Below are 15,636 nucleotides of genomic sequence, written 5' to 3' on the forward strand. Positions count from 1 at the left end.
CGAGTAGGGATCACCGGAAGTGGACATGCCAAGAACTTTCAGAAATCCACTACATCGGGGGAAACCCTGACCCTGAGTTCCCATCAATTGACCTTCACCGCAGGAAACTTCACTGCACGACTCTTGCCTTGACGGCTCTCACGGGCTGCGCCACATTGGAGCCCCGCCGCACGCGGAACGGCGAAGCGGCGCGGAGGAACACAGAGGAACGAAGTGGCCAGGACGCCTACGGCCCCGTCGGACCCACGGCATGACGGAGCATCGGCCCGCGACGACCTCGCGGCCGCGCTGAGCGGCGCCGCGCTCGCCGTCTCGGCGGTCGGCGCCGCCCTCGCCTACATCCCGCTCGACTCCCCCCTGCGCGCGCCGCTCGCGCTTTTCTTCCTGATCGCCGCGCCCGCCGAGGCATTGGCTTTCGCGTTGCGCCGACTGGAACCGCTCACGCGCGCGGTGGCGTCTTTCTCAGGCGCGGTACTCATCAATCTGGTGATCGCCGAAACAATGGCGATCATCGAAGTCCGGTCCGTGCGCAGCGAGATCATTATGGTCGCGGTGATCAGCTTTCTTCTTTTCCTTGCGGGAACGGGAGTAAATCGCTCCGCAACCGACCGGTCGAGAATGGTCAAAAACCCAAAAACGTGAGGCCACGTTCCAGGCCTTGCCATATGGCCCCAATCATCAATACCGTCTTACATCCACCCGCATCGGCTCATCATGCAAAGCGGCTCTAGGGGAGGGCTCAAGCGCCGCGAGGGGCGGCCGGGGCGGGACGCGCTAGGGGGGTACCGTGCTCGGTCTTCGTGCGTTCTCGACCGGTCACGGGCCGCGCGGCCAGCAAAGCCAGCTCACCTCAGCACGGAGTGCCAGACCGTCATGACCGGGGTGGGAACCCCCCTTTCGTAACCGGATACTCATCCGGACTGCCCGGGGGCGGGCGGTCCACCGGACGAGAGGGACAGAGACTCGTGAGCTCTTCTGTGCGCCCGGCGAGCCGGGAGCAAGATCTCTTCATCGTGCCACCGGACGGTGCCGCGAACAGCCCGTCGGACGGCCCGGCCGCCGACGGCGAAGCCACTCGAATACCGGCCGATTCCGCGCGTTACCGCGCGGTCTCGCCGAATCTCGCGATCGCGCCGCCGGTGAGCGTCGTGATCCCCGCCATGAACGAGGCGGAAAACCTCCCGTACGTCTTCAAGACACTTCCGGACTGGATCCACGAAGTCGTCCTGGTCGACGGGAATTCCACGGACGACACGGTACGGGTGGCCCGCGAACTGTGGCCCGGGGTCAAGGTCGTCAAGCAGGTCGGCAAGGGCAAGGGAGACGCCCTCATCAGCGGATTCGCCGCCTGCACCGGGGACATCATCGTGATGGTCGACGCGGACGGCTCGGCCGACGGCGAGGAGATCGTCAGCTATGTCTCCGCGCTGGTCGGCGGCGCCGACTTCGCCAAGGGCTCCCGCTTCGCCAACGGCGGCGGCACCGACGACATGACGCCGATCCGCAAGCTCGGCAACCGGGCCCTGTGCTCCATCGTCAACCGCAAGTTCGGCGCCAGATACACCGACCTCTGCTACGGCTACAACGCCTTCTGGGCGCACTGCCTCGACAAGATCGTCCTGGACTGCAGCGGCTTCGAGATAGAGACCCTGATCAACATCAGGATCGTCAAGGCCGGGCTGCGGGTCCAGGAGGTTCCCAGCCACGAGTACAACCGGATCCACGGCGTCTCCAACCTGAGCGCGGTGCGCGACGGCATCCGGGTGCTCAAGGTGATCCTCCAGGAGAAGTCCGTGCCCCGGGCGCACCGCCGTCCGCAGATGATCGGCCTCAACGCCCGCCGGGGAGAACTGTCTTGACCGTCTCGGCCGACCGTCGGACCCGCGCGTTCTCCGTGGTGGTCTGCGTGTACACCGAGGACCGCTGGGAGGACATCCTCGCGGCGGTCTCCTCCGTGCGCCATCAGTCACATCCGGCTCTGGAGACGCTGCTGGTCGTGGACCACAACCGGGCACTGCTCGAACGGCTCGGAGCGGAGTACGAGCGGTACGCGGCCGACGGGGAGGTGCGGGTGCTCGCCAACGCGGGCCCCCGTGGCCTCTCGGCCGGACGCAACACCGGGATCGCCGCCGCCCGGGGCGAGTTCGTGGCGTTCCTCGACGACGACGCCGTGGCCGAGCGCGACTGGCTGCGGCACTTCGCCGAGGGCTACGCCGACCCCCGGGTCATGGCGGTCGGCGGGCGCACCGTGCCCGCCTGGTCCTCGGGCCGCCGACCCGCGTGGTTCCCCGAGGAGTTCGACTGGGTGGTCGGCTGTACGTACCGGGGCCTGCCGCCCGGCCGGGTGCGGGTCCGCAACGTCCTGGGCGGCAACGCCTCCTTCCGCCGCACCGCCTTCGACGCGGTCGGCGGATTCGCCTGCGGCATCGGCCGCGACGGCGACAAGCGGCCGCTGGGCGGCGAGGAGACCGAACTCTGCATCCGGCTCACCCGCGCGCTGCCCGACGCGGTGCTGTTGATCGACGACCGCGCGGTGATCCACCACCGCGTCCCGTCCGTCCGCGAACACTTCGCCTACTTCCGCACCCGGACGTACGCCGAGGGCCTTTCCAAGGCCCTGGTGGCCCGAAGTGTGGGCGCCACCAAGGGACTTGAATCGGAACGCCGCTATACGACCCGGGTGCTTCCGGCCGGTGTCGTACGAGGAGTACGGGACGCGGTGCTCGGCCGGCCGGGCGGCGCGGGGCGCGCGGCCGCGATCGTGACGGGTGTGGCGGCGGCGACCGGAGGGTACCTGCTCGGCACGCTCCGGGCACGCCGGGGCGGGGTCGTCTTCGAGGTGGCTCCGATCGCAGGTAGCGAGGAACGGCCGGGCTGGGATGCGTCGGGCGGAGAACGGTCGGGTGGAGAACGGTCGGGCGGGGAACTTTCGCGCGGGCAGCAGCCGGGTGGGGCGCCTTCGGGTGCGCAGGAGGGGGAGGCCGCATGAGCGCGCCCGTGCCGGTGCTCATGTATCACGCGATGGGCCACCGCCCGGCCAGGGCCGCCTACGGCCTCTCCGTCTCGCCGGACGCCTTCGCCGATCAGATGGCCCTGCTCGCCGACCGGGGCTTCACCCCCCTGACCACCGCCCAACTGGCCCACGCGTGGCGCACGGCGGGAGCGCTTCCGCCGCGACCGGTCCTGATCACCTTCGACGACGGATACGAGGGCGTGCACCGCCACGCGCTCCCCGTCCTCACCAAGCACGGCTTCGCCTCCACTGTCTTCGTCTCGACCGGCTGGCTGCGCGGCGCCCACGAGGAGAGCGGCGCTCTCGACACCATGCTCGACTGGGACCAGGTACGGGAACTGGCCGCCGCCGGCACGGAGATCGGTGGCCACAGCCACACCCATCCCCAGCTGGACCAGCTCCCCGACGAACAGCTCTGGTTCGAGACCCTGCGCTGCAAGGAGATCGTCGCCGAGGAGCTGGGCACCCGCCCGCTCTCCTTCGCCTACCCGTACGGCTACTCCACCCGCCGGGTGCGCCGCACCGTCCGGGCGGCCGGCTTCACCCAGGCACTGGCGGTCGGCAACGCGCTCGCCCGCCGTCGGCAGGGCCCGTACGCCCTGGAGCGGGTGACCGTCCGGCGCACTACCGGCATCGACGAGTTCGCCCGCGTCGTCGAGGGCCGTGCCATCGCCCGCACCTTCGCCCGGGACCGCGCGCTCACCAAGGGATACGCCCTGGTCCGCGGGGGACGCCGGGCCGGGCGCGCTCTGGCCGGAAGGTGAGCGGTGACGGTGACGGTGACCGAGACGGCCACGGCGCGTCGGCGCAGAGCGCTCGCCCGGGAGAAACGTGACGGCACGCCGCTCTTCCGCAACGCCTACGCACTGATGGTCAACACCGGTATCAGCGCGGTCCTCGGCCTCGGCTACTGGTTGGTGGCCGCGCGGTACTACTCGGAGGACGCGGTCGGGCAGGGCTCGGCGGCCATCGCGGCGATGAAGTTCCTCGCCGGGATCACCGCGCTCACCCTGACCGGCGCGCTGGCCCGCTTCATCCCCGTCTCCGGCGCCGGAACCGGCCGACTCGTCTTCCGTACCTACGCGGCCAGCGCGGTCGTCGTCGCTCTCGCCGCCGTGGTCTTCCTCCTCACTCTGAACGTCTGGGGCCCCTCCTACCGCTTCCTGCACGGACCGCTGCACGGCCTCGGCTTCCTCGCCTCCGTCGTCGCCTGGGCGATCCTCACCCTTCAGGACGGGGTGCTGACCGGGCTGCGCCGTGCGTTCTGGGTCCCGATCGGCAACACCGTCTTCTCCACGGTCAAGCTCCTGCTCCTGGTCGCCGTCGCCGCCTCTCTGCCCACCACGGGCGTCTTCGTCTCCTGGGTCGCGGCCATCGCCGTCTCCGTACTGCCGCTGGGATGGCTGGTCTTCCGACGCCTCGTCCCGCGCCATGTCGAGCTGACCACGGGGCCGGCACGCCCGCCCGGCTACCGTGAGCTGGGCCGGTTCCTGGCCGGCGACTACACGGGCTCGCTCTTCGCGCTGGCCGTGGTCTATCTCGTACCGGTGATCGTCGCCTCCCAGGTGAGCTCGTCGGACAACGCGTACTTCTACATCACCGCCACCATCGGCGGCACGGTCGAAGTCCTCGCCATCAACATGGGCGCCTCCCTGACCGTCGAGGGCGCCCACGACCCGAGCCGCCTCGGCCGCAACGCGCGCGCCGCGCTGATCCGGATGACGAAGATCGTGGTCCCGATCTGCGCCACGCTCTTCGTCCTCGCGCCGCTGGTACTGCGCGTCTTCGGCCGGGGCTATGCGGACTACGCCACGCCGCTGCTGCGCCTGCTGGTGACCGGAGCACTGCTGCGGGTGGTGATCGAGCTGTACTTCGCGGTCCTGCGTGCGCAGAGCCGTACCGCCGGACTCGCCTACCTCCAGGGCGCGTTGTGCGTCCTGGTGCTCGGCTCGACCCTCGCCCTGCTCCCGCCGATGGGCCTCACAGGCGTCGGCATCGCCGAGGCGTCGAGCCTCGCCGTGATAGCGACCATCGCGGCACCGAAGCTGTACGGGGTGCTGCGCGGCTCGGCGCCGGACGCGGAGCCGGCAGCGGTTGAGCCGGTCAGCGGTTGAGCCAGCGCACCTCGTAGGCGGTCAGCGGGAACGACCGGCCGTCGACCCGGGCCTGGACGGCGTGGTCCAGCGTGTTGACGACGAGGACGGTCCTGTCGCTCGCCAGCACCCGTACGTCGGGTATGTCTTCGGCGGCCGAGCCGACGGGCGCGTACCGGGTGCCGGGCGGGAACTCCCTGGCGAACCGGGAGACCAGCCCGTACATCGGCAACGGGGTGCCCCCGTCGGGGAATTGGGTGGCGTCCCACAGGCAGCCCGGGCACTGGGCCGTGGTCTGCTGTGGGCTCCAGTAGAACCCCGTGGTCGCCCCGCCCCGGACCATGGCGATCATCACGGCGGCCTGCGCGGCGACCCGGCGGCCCTCGCTCCACCCGGAGTTCTCGGGCTCCACGTAGTACTCCGACCACCACAGCGGCAGCCCGCCCGACTCCTTGCGCAGCCAGCGGCCGACATCGGTGAACTTGTCGAGCGAGGTGAAGGGATCGGGCGGCATCTGGTTGTCGCGGGTGAACCCGGCGCCGTCGACCGCCACGAAGTCGGCGCCCTTCTTGTGCGCGTTCCAGTACCGGAAGGCGTCGAGCACCCGCTGGTCGACCGAGCCCCAGGAGCCCTTGAGCTCGGAGCCGAACTGGGTGTCCTTCGGCCCGTAGCTGTCCATCACCAGATAGGGCCCGCCGACCCGGTTGTCCTTGTTGACCTTCTTCACCTCGTCGTAGACGAGGTTGTAGAGCCGGGTGTATCCCTCGTAGTTCCAGCGCTGGCTGCTGTCGTCGAAGAACCCCTTGAACTCGTTCCACACCACGAAGTGCCGTACATCCGGATAACGCTTGGCGACGGTCGCGGAGAGGTCGGCGAAGTCCTGGTAGTGGGTCGCGAGGGGCGCGGACTCGAAGGACTTGAGGCTCCAGTCGGTGTTCGTCTCGCCCGGCTTGCCGCCCTTCATCCAGTCCGGCGCGCAGCAGAGCGTGATCACGGGTGTGGAGCCGGTCGACCGGATGAAGGCGATGCGCCGGTCGAGATCCGCGAAGTCGTACGTGCCCGGCGACGGCTCCGGGTTGCCCGCGCCCCAGCCCATGATGGCCTGGTCCTGTGGCATGGGCTGCCCGGCGAGGAGCTTGCGGGCGCGTGCCACGGCGTCGGGCGATCCGCTGTCCGCGCTGTACTGCGTGTGCGTGAAGCCCCAGCCGAGCTCGGGGTCGCCACGGGCGGGACCGGTGGGCCCGCCGGAGGCGGCGCCGTCCTTGCCCTCAGTGCTTTTGCCGTCAGTGCTTTTGCCGTTGGCGGGGTTGCCGTCGGACGAGCCGGTCGTGCCGCCGCTCATGGCGAGGGCCAGCGTGAGCACGGCCGCGACCAGGCCGAGCAGCACGATGGAAGCCCCCACATGACGACGCATCACGATCCAGCCTATCTACGAGAGTTGCCTTTCGCGTCTTTTTCAACCGAACACTGATGGAACGTCCCACGCCCCGCCCCGGTTCCCGGTTCCGTCGGCGACGCGGGTCCAACGGGACAAAACACCGTGCGCGGAGGGGAATGTTGCCGGATCATGGGCGCCATGTCCGCGAACCCTGAAGCCACGCTGCCGATCCGGCTGAATGTGGACGACAGCGATTCCCCGTCCGATGTCGTCGACGCGCTGTTCCTCGGCCGGTTCGCCACGGGCGAGCAGCCGTTCTCGCACAGCTCCTCCATAGACCGGGTCAAAAAGGGTGTCAGCCTGCTGCCCCCGGGCGCCAAGGTGCTGCGCGCGGCCCGGGACGACGACCGCAGCGCCACCCTCGCCGAGGGCGACGGCTGGACGCTGCTGGTCTCGCGCTGGAACCGGGGCGCGGACGTCACGGTGACCGCGACCAGCGAAGACCTTGCCGAACGCGTCCTGAAACAGGCAACGGAAGGCGCGGAGGACGAACCGGCACCGGTGCCGGAGAACGTCACGATGGGCTTCTGGTACGTCTCCCCGCGCCGGGGCCCGCACCGCACCACCCGTCAGATCGCCGCCGGTACCTGGGACGAGGTGCGGCCCAACTACACGGCACCGGTCGCCGAGGCGATGGACCGCCTGATGAAGGTGACCCCCGACGACATCGCGGGCCGCCTGCTCCTGCTCCACGGCCCGCCCGGCACCGGCAAGACCTCGGCTCTGCGCACCCTGGCCCGCTCCTGGCGCGACTGGTGCCAGGTGGACTGCGTCCTGGACCCGGAGCGCCTGTTCAACGACGTCGGCTATCTGATGGACATCGCGATCGGCGAGGACGACGGCACCGCGAAGGGCCGCTGGCGGCTGCTGTTGCTGGAGGACTGCGACGAGCTGATCCGGGGCGAGGCCAAGCACACGGCGGGCCAGGCCCTTTCGCGTCTGCTCAACCTGACGGACGGCCTGCTCGGCCAGGGCCGCAACGTCCTGGTCGGCGTCACCACCAACGAAGACCTCGAACGCCTCCACCCGGCCGTCGTCCGCCCCGGCCGCTGTCTGGCCCGTATCTCGGTGGGCCCCATGACCCGCCGCGAGGCCGTGACATGGCTGGGCACGGAGGAGGGCGTCGGCCGCGAGGGGGCGACCCTGGCCGAACTCTTCGCCCTGCGCCGAGGATCCACACCCCCCAGCGTCCCGGACCCGCGGGAGGACGTGGACGCGGGGCTGTATCTGTAGGGCGCGAGGCACGGGGTGGGGGCGGACGGATCGGGGTGTCGCGTCGGGGAGGCGGGCACGGGTCGCCGGGGTGAGGGGCGAGGCCCGAGGCGCGCGGGGCTGAGACTGCGGAGCCCGGCCAGGAAGGCAGGGACGTCGGCGACGCCCGAGGCGCGCGGGGCTGAGACTGCGGGGCCCGGCCAGGAGGGCAGGGGCGTGGGCGCGACGCCCGAGGCGCGCGGGGTTGGGATCGAACACTCCCATGTCGCCGCCCCGTCGGCGAGGCCCGAAGCGTGCGGAGTTGGGGCCGAACACCCCCGTGTCCCCGCCCGGGCGAGGGCGACTCAGTCGTCGTACGCCGCCCGCACCGCGTCCTCCACCGCCGCCAGCGCCGCGTCGCGGCTCAGTCCCAGCCGTCGCACCTCCTCCGTGTAAGCCTGAGCGGCTGACGCGGCACGGCGTTCCGCGGCGTCACCCGCCGCCGCGACGAAGGTTCCGTTGCGGCCGCGCGTCTCGATCACCCCGTCCGCCTCCAGCGCGCGGTAGGCCTTGGCCACGGTGTTGGCGGCGAGTCCGAGGTCCTCGGCGAGACCGCGCACCGTGGGCAGCTTGTATCCCACGGGCAGCACCCCCGCCCGAGCCTGCTCGGCGATCTGGGCCCGCAGCTGCTCGTACGGCGCGCTCGCGGCTTCCTGGTCAATGACGATCTTCAGGGTCACAGCCCGATTCTCCCCCTCCCCCGCGTCCGGCGAAAATGGGAGGCACCCACCTCGCCGCGCGCGTAGCGTGCGACCACATGACCGTCATCGTCCGAGCTCTCCGGGCCGAGGACCCCCTCGACGCCGAATCCGTGGTCCGGATACGCCGTGCGGTGGCCCCGCATCTGGTGACGACCCCGCAAGCCGTCACGTTCAACGTGGCCCGGGCCAACCCGGCTCAGCACTACCTCCTCCTGGTCGCCGAGGAGAACGCCACCGTCATCGGCACGGCCCGCATGGGCATCGTCTACGACAGCCCGCTCCCTGGACAGGCGTTCCTCTCGCTCCAGGTCCACCCCGACCACCGGGGCCGTGGCGCCGGCACCCTGCTCGCCCGCAGCGCCGAGGAACACCTGGCGACCGCGGGCGCCACCTCGGTGCACTGCACCGTGGACGACACACCGGCCACCCGCGCCTTCGCCGAACACCGTGGCTACCACCCCTCGCGGGCGGCCCACTGGCAACGCGTCGACCTCGCAGGCGGCGCCCTCCCTCCTCGCCTTTCACCCGAGGACCTGCCCCCGGGCGTCGAACTGCGCACCGCCGCCCACTACACCGACGATCCCCGCCCCGTCTTCGCCGCCGACGCCGAGGTCACCGCCGATGAACCGGGCGACGTCGACGTCGACCTGACGGACTACGACGACTGGCTCAGCCACACCTGGCACCACCCCTGCCTGGACCGCGACCTCACCATGGTCGTGGAGGTCGACGGCAGGGTCGCCGCCTTCACCGCCGCCCACACCGACGGCGACACCCGCTACTTGTCCGCCATGACGGGCACCCTGCGGGAGTTCCGCGGCCGGGGCCTGGCGAAGCTCGCCAAGAACGAATCCCTGCACCGCGCCCGCACCGCCGGCTACACCGACGCCTTCACCGCCAATGACGCGGAGAACGCCCCGATGCTGGCGATCAACCAATGGTTCGGCTACGAAATCTGCGCCACGGAGATACAGCATGTCCACGAACTCGCTTGACCCCGGCACCCTCCTCTCGGTCACACTGGTCAAATCCGGCCGTACGAAGATCAGTTACCCGGCGTCGGCGGTGTCCGACGACGGCACCCGGCTCACCGTGCACGCCGCTTGGGCAGGAGACGGCGTCCGCGACTTCGGCTTCGTCCGGTTCGAGCCGGGCGACGTCTTTACCGAGCACTACTGGCGGGACCGGTGGTACGCGGTGAAGGAGGTACGGGCCGCCGACGCGTCGCTCAAGGGCTGGTACTGCGACATCGCCCGCCCCGCCGTGGTCCGCGACGGCGAAGTGGTCTCCGAGGACCTGGACCTGGACCTCTGGGTCTCCGCCGACGGCGCCACCGTGCTCCGCCTGGACGAGGACGAGTTCCTCGCGAGCGGCCTGACCGCCCGCGACCCGGACGCGGCGTCCCGTGCCGAGGAAGCCCTTGACGAGCTCGAACTCCTCGCCAGGCTGGGCAAGTTCACGGCATTGCTCGACTGACCGTCGCCGGTCGGCCGACTGCTCCCGGCCAGCCGCCCCCTGCCTCTCCAGCCAGCTGGCCCTTGCCTTTCCCGGTCAGCTGGCTCTTGCCTCTCCGGGTCAGCTGGCTCTCGCCTCGCCCGCGACGGCCACCACCACGTACCGCTCGTCGACCACCTCGCGCCCCCACAGCCGGGCGTCCCCGGACAGCCGCTCGTACCGCACCTGTCCACCCAGCGTTGCGAGCGCTTCGGTGAGCCGATCGGCGGGTATGCCGACGGATCCCCAGACCCCCTCGACCAGGATCAACCGCCCGCCGGGCCGCAGCATGGACCACCAGTGCCGCAGCGCCCCGGCCGGGTCGGGCAGCGCCCACACCACATGCCGGGCCAGCACCACGTCGAAGCTCCGCCCGTCCACCGGCGGCCGGACCGCGTCGCCGGTCAGCACCTCGGCGCCGGTCCCGGCGAGCTTGGCGCGGGCGCGCTCGACCATCCTGGGCGAGAGGTCGACGGCGGTCACCCGGTGCCCGCGCCCGGCCGCGAGCAGGGCGAGGCTTCCCGTACCGCACCCGAGATCGAGCAGGTCCCCGGGGCTTTCCGGCAGCCACGCGGCCAGCCGCTCGGCCCAGGCCGCGCGCACGGCCGGGTCGCGCAGCCCGTGGTCGGGCTCCTCGTCGAAGGTGTCCGCAGCTTCGTCCCAATCGATGGGATCACGGGCGTCGTTGGCGCCGTCGGCGTCATTGGCGTTGGCGCCGTCGGCGTCTTTGATGTCGTCGGCGTCGGCGTCGCTGGCAAGGGTCGCGTCGATGCGGTCGATGTTCATGCACCGATCGTGACACCCACCACTGACAGTCACCCCCGCAAGCCACCGGACGCGTGGTCCGCCAAGCCCGGAGCGCCCGGCTCCGGTGCCAGTCGGCCGGCCCGCGCCACAAAGCTCACCGCGTGGTACCAACCGCAGAGCACCAGCAGGTCGAGGAGCTGTTCATCACCGAAGTGCCCGGTCAGCCGCGCCCACAGCACATCGTCGACGTCGGCGGTGTCGCACAGCGAGTCGACGAGCTCGATGAGCAGCCGGTCGCGTTCACCGGTCCAGCAGACGTCGCCCGCCCCGCCCCCGGCGAGGGAAGCCACCTGCCCTTCGTCGAGCCCGACGCGGTCCGCGAAGTGCGCGACATGGACGCCCCATTCGTAGGCGCAGCCGCGCCGCGCGCAGGTCCGCAGGATCACGATCTCCCGCTCGCGCCGCCCGACGCTCAGACCGCGCCCCAGCATGTACGAGCCCCACTCCTGCATGGCTTCGGCGAGCGGGACATTGCGTACGAGGGCGCGGAAGAGACCGATCGGCTCGGAGTCCGGCATCATCCGGTGCAGCAGAGCGGCGGTCCCGGGCTCGTACGGTGGTTCAAGTGGCACGATGCGGGCGGTCATTGCTCCTCCAGGCGGGCTGGCACAGCAGTGGCATCCGATGCTTCTAATTCAGAAGCGCTGGGACATTCACGGTACCGTCTCTGAATCCGAAGCGCCAGAGAGGCGGGCGGTGAGCGGTGAGCAGTCAGCGACGAACAGCCGATGCCGGGGAGGCAGCCATGACCACACCCATGCCGGGGCGCGAGGTGCGCGGCTCGACCACCGGGCGGCCGCTGATGGCCGCGCTCGACCTCTTCGGCCGCCGGTGGATCCTGCGCATCCTGTGGGAGCTGCAGGAAGCGGGCCCCCTGGGCTTCCGGCCGCTCCAGCAGCGGTGCGACGGGATGTCCTCCAGCGTGCTGCACCAGCGGCTCGCCGAGCTGCGGGAGGCCCGTCTCGTCGAACAGGCCCCGGGCACCGACTACCGGCTCGCGCCGCTCGGCCGCCAGGCCTGCGCCGCGCTCGCCGGGCTGAGTCAGTGGTCCGAGAGCTGGGCCGCCGAACTCGACGGCCTCGACGGCGGGGAGAGCACCTTGCGGTAGTGGAACCGGTCGTAGGGCCCGTCCACCCGCCGCTCCACCACCTCGTATCCGTACCGGGGATACATCCGCCGGTTCTCCCACATCTTGGCGTTGGTGTAGAGCCGCACCTCGGCGAGCCCCAGTCGGCGGGCGTGCTCCTCCACGAAGTGGAGGAGCCTCTTGCCGAGGCCCGAACCCCTGGCGTCCGGGTGCACGGCGATGGAATCCAGGAAGAGATGGTCCGCCTCCGGGACCAGCACCAGGACACCGACGACCGGCTCCCCCGTCACGAACACCAGCCCCGCCGCCACATTCGCCGCGTGGTCGGCCTCCATGGGCGCGGGCACCAGCCCGATGCGCTCGATGTAGTGGTGGTAGGCCGCGTCGGTGACGGCCTTCACGCGCGCGACGTCGGCGGCCAGGGCGGGCCTGATGTCATCGAACGCATCGTCATGGATGCCGTTGTTCATGAGGATCATGCCCCCACCGTACGGCTGGCGCGGCCCGTTCTTAATCGCCTCTCAGCGGCCCCTTAACAGCGCCATAAAGATCGCCATCACCCCTCCCCCACAGGCGATTTCACGTTTTTTGACGGCTAGCGTGCTGCACGCCCACCCCGTGGCACGACCCCATGACGCCACCCCCGTGCAGCACCGAAGGAGAACGTCGATGACCTTCCCCAAGCTCTCCACCGCGTTCGAGCAGGGGGCACCCCGTCGTCGCAAGGCCGCCACCGTCGCCGCCCTCGCCGTGGCGCCGCTCGCGCTGACCGGGCTCGCGGCCGGTTCGGCGGCCGCCCACGGCTCGATGACGGACCCGGTCAGCCGGGTCTCCGCCTGCTACGCCGAGGGGCCGGAGAGCCCGCGTTCGGCCGCGTGCAAGGCGGCCGTCGCCGCCGGCGGCACCCAGGCCCTCTACGACTGGAACGCGGTCAACATCGCCGACGCGGCGGGCAAGTCGAAGCAGATCATCCCCGACGGCAAGCTCTGCAGCGCGGGCAACGACAAGTACAAGGGTCTGGACCTGGCGCGCGCGGACTGGCCGTCCACCAAGCTGACCGCCGGCCGCCACACGTTCCACTACAAGGGCACGGCACCCCACAAGGGCACGTTCGAGCTGTACATCACCAAGGACGGCTACGACCCCACCAAGCCGCTGAAGTGGTCGGACCTGGAGCCCACGCCCTTCGCCAAGGCGATGAACCCGGCGATGCGGAACGGCGATTACGTCTTCGACGGCACCCTCCCCGCCAAGTCCGGCCGCCATCTCGTCTACTCGATCTGGCAGCGCTCGGACAGTCCCGAGGCCTTCTACACCTGCTCGGACGTGGTGTTCGGCAAGGACAGCGGCGCCGGTGCCGGATCCGCGCCGGCCCCGACGGCCTCCGCGCCGACCGAGCGGCAGGTCGAGGACGGCGCCGCCAAGTCGACCGTGGAGCACCACGGCCACGGGGACGATGACGCACGGACGAGCGCCGGCGCACCGGCTCGACCGGTCGTCGAGAAGTCCGGCGGCACGTCCCGCTCCGGCAACCAACCGCAGCCGGACGGCGCGGCCGCCGCTCCCGCCGGGGCGGACTCGGGCAGGACCGAGAACCTTGCCGAGACGGGCGGGGGCGGCTCCACCACGTATCTCGCGATCGGCGGCGCGGGCGCCCTGACCGCCGGTGCTGTGGTCCTCTTCGCCACTGTTCGCCGGAAGGCCGCCACGGGCAGCCGCCACAGCGGCTGATCCCGGCGGCCCAGCGGCTGGTCCAGCGACAACAACGCGGCCCTCTCTCCTAACTTCGTAGAAGTGAGAGGGCCGCGTTGTGTTCAGAGGGAACTCAGCCGATGACGGACGCGCAGGTCGTGGGTGTCGCGTGCGCGGGATCGAGCGCGTTCACCACTTCGTGGTAGGTGATGCGGTCGGCCAGACCCATCGCCACGTGCTCGGAGAGATCGAGGACGCACTTGTCCTGGATGAGGACGTTGTTGACGTCCGGCCCGTCGAGGAACTGCGAGCGGTACGGGGTGACGACCTCGTCGTACTGGCTGGAGATGACGGTGTAGTGCACCCCGGGGACGGTGTCGCCGCCCTCGTTGAGCTTGGCCAGGAAGGGCGATCCGGCGATCTGGTCGGCGAGGCCGGGGGTGGTGGCCTTGAGCAGGTCGCCGGCGCCGGGGAAGTAGGGCAGCAGCGCCGTGAGGCCGAGCAGGGTGGTGCCGTGGTTGTCGGGCGCGATGCCGACCAGGGTGTTCACCTTGGCGGCGCCGCCGAGGAACTTCAGGTACCAGCGCGGCATCATGCCGCCCTGGGAGTGACCCACCAGATCGGCCTTGGGGGCGCCGGTCGCGGCGAGCACATTGTCTACGAAACCGTCGAGCTGTCCGGCCGACTTCTCGATCGGGCCGAGCCCGTTGAAGAGCGGCACGCCCGGGAGTTGTCCGTAGTCGAGCGAGAAGACGCAGTACCCGCGCTGGACCAGGTACGGGGCGAGGGCCAGCCAGTTGTCGACGGAGTTCCCGAAGGTTCCGTGCACCAGGACGACGGGGCGGGGGTGGGCGGCGGAGGGCTTGCACGCGTAGTCGTTCCAGCCGCTGGTGGGCGCGGACTGAGCGTGCGCGGCGGTGGCGGGAAGGGTGGTGACCGCGGCGGCGAGCACCACCGCGGCCAGTGGTCTGAGCACACGTTTCCAGGGATGGCGGGGCTTCCAGGGCAGCATCGGGCGATCTCCTTGCGGCTCAAGGGGAGTTGCGATGACACGCATCCTGTGATCCGGACCACAAGTGCTGTTCGCCCGCCAAATTACGCACCAGTAGCCTGAGAGTGAAGTTACGCGTCAGTAAAAAACTGACGTGTCGGCACCCACGACCACTACGCGCGGCAAAGCGGCGACCGCTGGTCACCACGGCAACCACCGCGACCACCACGACCACCTGCCGCGCACACTTCACCGCACCTCGCGACGCCCCCCCTGGCCGCCCACAGCCGCCCGTAGCCGCCCGCACTCAGCAGCGATCAGCCGTGATCAGCCGATGCGACCTCCCGGCGACCCCGGTCACCCTCATCGGCCGAGAGCAGCTTGCACACCGCCATGCCGAGCTCGGCCGCGAGCGCGTCGTCGACCGGAGCATGGCGACTGAGCAGCCGGTACCACATCACCCCGAACGCGAAGTCGACCGCGAGGTCCAGCGAGGCGCCGCCGGTCTCGCTCAATTCGCCGCGCCGCACCCCGCGTTCGAGGATCCGGCGCAGCACCTCCCGGCGCGGGCCGATCACCGACTCCTGCAACCGCCGGGAGAGCTCGGCGTCGCCCTGCGCGTCCGCCATCAGCCCGACAAGGGCCCGGCCCGTGACGCCCTGGGTCAACTGGAAGGTGTAGCGGAGCAGTTCCTCGACGTCGTGGCGGACGCTGCCGGTGTCGGGGAACAGCCGGTCCGGGGCGCGGTGCGGGAGCTCGACCAGAACTTCCATCAGAACGTCCTGCTTGGTCGGCCACCAGCGGTAGACGGTCTGACGCCCGACGCCGGCGACGTCGGCGATCCCCTTCATCGTCAGCTCCTGGTAGCCGTCGCGCTGACACAGCTCCAACGCGGCGTCCAGCACGGCACGCCGGGCGGTCTCACTGCGGGGCCGCCCGCGGGGCGCCGACCCCTCACCCGCCTTCTTCGAGGAATTTTCCCGATTCTCCATGGGACCACTTTACAAGACACCGTGCATCGGAATACTCTTTACGAGACACGGAGCACCGGAAATCATTCGAAGCATGG

The 15,636-nt window shown here is 70.5% G+C and carries 16 protein-coding genes and 1 pseudogene; 10 read left to right on the plus strand and 7 right to left on the minus strand.

Annotation, left to right across the window (positions count from 1 at the left end; genetic code table 11):
* Positions 1–213 precede the first annotated feature (213 nt).
* From ACGFRG_RS21175 to ACGFRG_RS21195, 5 genes and pseudogenes are all read left to right on the plus strand, one after another.
* Positions 214–642: a hypothetical protein gene (locus ACGFRG_RS21175; RefSeq protein ID WP_393265945.1), complete on the plus strand. Its 429-nt coding sequence runs from the start codon at positions 214–216 to the stop codon at positions 640–642.
* Positions 643–1,079: 437 nt separating this feature from the next.
* Entirely contained in the window at positions 1,080–1,859 is a 780-nt protein-coding gene (locus tag ACGFRG_RS21180; protein WP_361421579.1) for a glycosyltransferase family 2 protein, read from the plus strand.
* On the plus strand, positions 1,856–2,989 hold the full coding sequence (locus ACGFRG_RS21185) for a glycosyltransferase family 2 protein (RefSeq protein ID WP_393265948.1): 1,134 nt from the start codon (positions 1,856–1,858) through the stop codon (positions 2,987–2,989). The genes ACGFRG_RS21180 and ACGFRG_RS21185 overlap by 4 nt, the downstream gene beginning before the upstream one ends.
* Positions 2,986–3,777 (plus strand): polysaccharide deacetylase family protein, encoded by a 792-nt coding sequence (locus tag ACGFRG_RS21190; RefSeq protein ID WP_393265950.1) that lies wholly within the window; start codon positions 2,986–2,988, stop codon positions 3,775–3,777. Before ACGFRG_RS21185 ends, ACGFRG_RS21190 begins: the two co-directional genes overlap by 4 nt.
* A gap of 105 nt (positions 3,778–3,882) precedes the next feature.
* A pseudogene (locus ACGFRG_RS21195) lies at positions 3,883–5,115 on the plus strand (lipopolysaccharide biosynthesis protein); the annotation flags it as partial.
* A 1-nt stretch (position 5,116) separates the two neighbouring features.
* Here ACGFRG_RS21195 and ACGFRG_RS21200 read toward each other — a convergent pair.
* Positions 5,117–6,520, minus strand: coding sequence for a xylan 1,4-beta-xylosidase (locus tag ACGFRG_RS21200; protein ID WP_393265953.1), 1,404 nt, complete (start codon positions 6,518–6,520; stop codon positions 5,117–5,119).
* A 153-nt stretch (positions 6,521–6,673) separates the two neighbouring features.
* Here ACGFRG_RS21200 and ACGFRG_RS21205 point away from each other — a divergent pair, with 153 nt between their 5' ends.
* A complete protein-coding gene (locus ACGFRG_RS21205) occupies positions 6,674–7,777 on the plus strand; it encodes a DUF5925 domain-containing protein (RefSeq protein WP_188275177.1) in 1,104 nt (367 codons plus the stop codon).
* A gap of 323 nt (positions 7,778–8,100) precedes the next feature.
* Here the strand turns inward: ACGFRG_RS21205 and ACGFRG_RS21210 are convergent, their stop codons facing one another.
* Entirely contained in the window at positions 8,101–8,475 is a 375-nt protein-coding gene (locus ACGFRG_RS21210) for a GntR family transcriptional regulator (protein WP_361421345.1), read from the minus strand.
* A 77-nt stretch (positions 8,476–8,552) separates the two neighbouring features.
* Here ACGFRG_RS21210 and ACGFRG_RS21215 point away from each other — a divergent pair, with 77 nt between their 5' ends.
* Both ACGFRG_RS21215 and ACGFRG_RS21220 read left to right on the plus strand, forming a co-directional pair.
* The gene (locus ACGFRG_RS21215; RefSeq protein WP_393265958.1) at positions 8,553–9,491 is read left to right on the plus strand and encodes a GNAT family N-acetyltransferase; all 939 of its coding nucleotides are present in this window, start codon (positions 8,553–8,555) and stop codon (positions 9,489–9,491) included.
* Positions 9,472–9,972 carry a DUF402 domain-containing protein gene (locus ACGFRG_RS21220; RefSeq protein WP_393265961.1) on the plus strand — a complete coding sequence of 167 codons (501 nt, stop codon included), beginning with the start codon at positions 9,472–9,474 and terminating at the stop codon, positions 9,970–9,972. The genes ACGFRG_RS21215 and ACGFRG_RS21220 overlap by 20 nt, the downstream gene beginning before the upstream one ends.
* 99 nt (positions 9,973–10,071) lie before the next feature.
* Here the strand turns inward: ACGFRG_RS21220 and ACGFRG_RS21225 are convergent, their stop codons facing one another.
* Together ACGFRG_RS21225 and ACGFRG_RS21230 are read right to left on the minus strand one after the other, a co-directional pair.
* Positions 10,072–10,776: a class I SAM-dependent methyltransferase gene (locus ACGFRG_RS21225; protein ID WP_393265964.1), complete on the minus strand. Its 705-nt coding sequence runs from the start codon at positions 10,774–10,776 to the stop codon at positions 10,072–10,074.
* A gap of 29 nt (positions 10,777–10,805) precedes the next feature.
* Positions 10,806–11,384: a carboxymuconolactone decarboxylase family protein gene (locus ACGFRG_RS21230; protein WP_393265967.1), complete on the minus strand. Its 579-nt coding sequence runs from the start codon at positions 11,382–11,384 to the stop codon at positions 10,806–10,808.
* 158 nt (positions 11,385–11,542) lie between these two features.
* On the opposite strand from ACGFRG_RS21230, the gene ACGFRG_RS21235 reads away from it, so the two are divergent.
* A complete protein-coding gene (locus ACGFRG_RS21235) occupies positions 11,543–11,905 on the plus strand; it encodes a winged helix-turn-helix transcriptional regulator (protein ID WP_393265969.1) in 363 nt (120 codons plus the stop codon).
* Here ACGFRG_RS21235 and ACGFRG_RS21240 read toward each other — a convergent pair.
* Positions 11,839–12,363, minus strand: a complete 525-nt coding sequence (locus ACGFRG_RS21240; protein ID WP_393265972.1) for a GNAT family N-acetyltransferase — start codon at positions 12,361–12,363, stop codon at positions 11,839–11,841. The genes ACGFRG_RS21235 and ACGFRG_RS21240 overlap by 67 nt on opposite strands.
* Before the next feature lie 190 nt (positions 12,364–12,553).
* On the opposite strand from ACGFRG_RS21240, the gene ACGFRG_RS21245 reads away from it, so the two are divergent.
* Entirely contained in the window at positions 12,554–13,615 is a 1,062-nt protein-coding gene (locus ACGFRG_RS21245; protein ID WP_393265974.1) for a lytic polysaccharide monooxygenase, read from the plus strand.
* Positions 13,616–13,709: 94 nt separating this feature from the next.
* On the opposite strand, the gene ACGFRG_RS21250 is transcribed toward ACGFRG_RS21245, so the two are convergent.
* Both ACGFRG_RS21250 and ACGFRG_RS21255 read right to left on the minus strand, forming a co-directional pair.
* Positions 13,710–14,588: an alpha/beta fold hydrolase gene (locus ACGFRG_RS21250; RefSeq protein WP_361421369.1), complete on the minus strand. Its 879-nt coding sequence runs from the start codon at positions 14,586–14,588 to the stop codon at positions 13,710–13,712.
* 296 nt (positions 14,589–14,884) lie between these two features.
* A complete protein-coding gene (locus ACGFRG_RS21255) occupies positions 14,885–15,559 on the minus strand; it encodes a TetR/AcrR family transcriptional regulator (protein ID WP_393265978.1) in 675 nt (224 codons plus the stop codon).
* Positions 15,560–15,636 lie beyond the last annotated feature (77 nt).

It is taken from the genome of Streptomyces sp. NPDC048696 (assembly GCF_043198895.1).
Classification (GTDB): Bacteria; Actinomycetota; Actinomycetes; order Streptomycetales; family Streptomycetaceae; genus Streptomyces.

Coding starts and splice junctions, on each gene's coding strand:
- ACGFRG_RS21225 (WP_393265964.1), bottom strand. CDS start 10,776: ATGAACATCGACCGCATCGACGCGACCCTTGCCAGCGACGCCGACGCC.
- ACGFRG_RS21245 (WP_393265974.1), top strand. CDS start 12,554: ATGACCTTCCCCAAGCTCTCCACCGCGTTCGAGCAGGGGGCACCCCGT.
- ACGFRG_RS21230 (WP_393265967.1), bottom strand. CDS start 11,384: ATGACCGCCCGCATCGTGCCACTTGAACCACCGTACGAGCCCGGGACC.
- ACGFRG_RS21190 (WP_393265950.1), top strand. CDS start 2,986: ATGAGCGCGCCCGTGCCGGTGCTCATGTATCACGCGATGGGCCACCGC.
- ACGFRG_RS21240 (WP_393265972.1), bottom strand. CDS start 12,363: ATGATCCTCATGAACAACGGCATCCATGACGATGCGTTCGATGACATC.
- ACGFRG_RS21235 (WP_393265969.1), top strand. CDS start 11,543: ATGACCACACCCATGCCGGGGCGCGAGGTGCGCGGCTCGACCACCGGG.
- ACGFRG_RS21220 (WP_393265961.1), top strand. CDS start 9,472: ATGTCCACGAACTCGCTTGACCCCGGCACCCTCCTCTCGGTCACACTG.
- ACGFRG_RS21215 (WP_393265958.1), top strand. CDS start 8,553: ATGACCGTCATCGTCCGAGCTCTCCGGGCCGAGGACCCCCTCGACGCC.
- ACGFRG_RS21255 (WP_393265978.1), bottom strand. CDS start 15,559: ATGGAGAATCGGGAAAATTCCTCGAAGAAGGCGGGTGAGGGGTCGGCG.
- ACGFRG_RS21200 (WP_393265953.1), bottom strand. CDS start 6,520: ATGCGTCGTCATGTGGGGGCTTCCATCGTGCTGCTCGGCCTGGTCGCG.
- ACGFRG_RS21205 (WP_188275177.1), top strand. CDS start 6,674: ATGGGCGCCATGTCCGCGAACCCTGAAGCCACGCTGCCGATCCGGCTG.
- ACGFRG_RS21250 (WP_361421369.1), bottom strand. CDS start 14,588: ATGCTGCCCTGGAAGCCCCGCCATCCCTGGAAACGTGTGCTCAGACCA.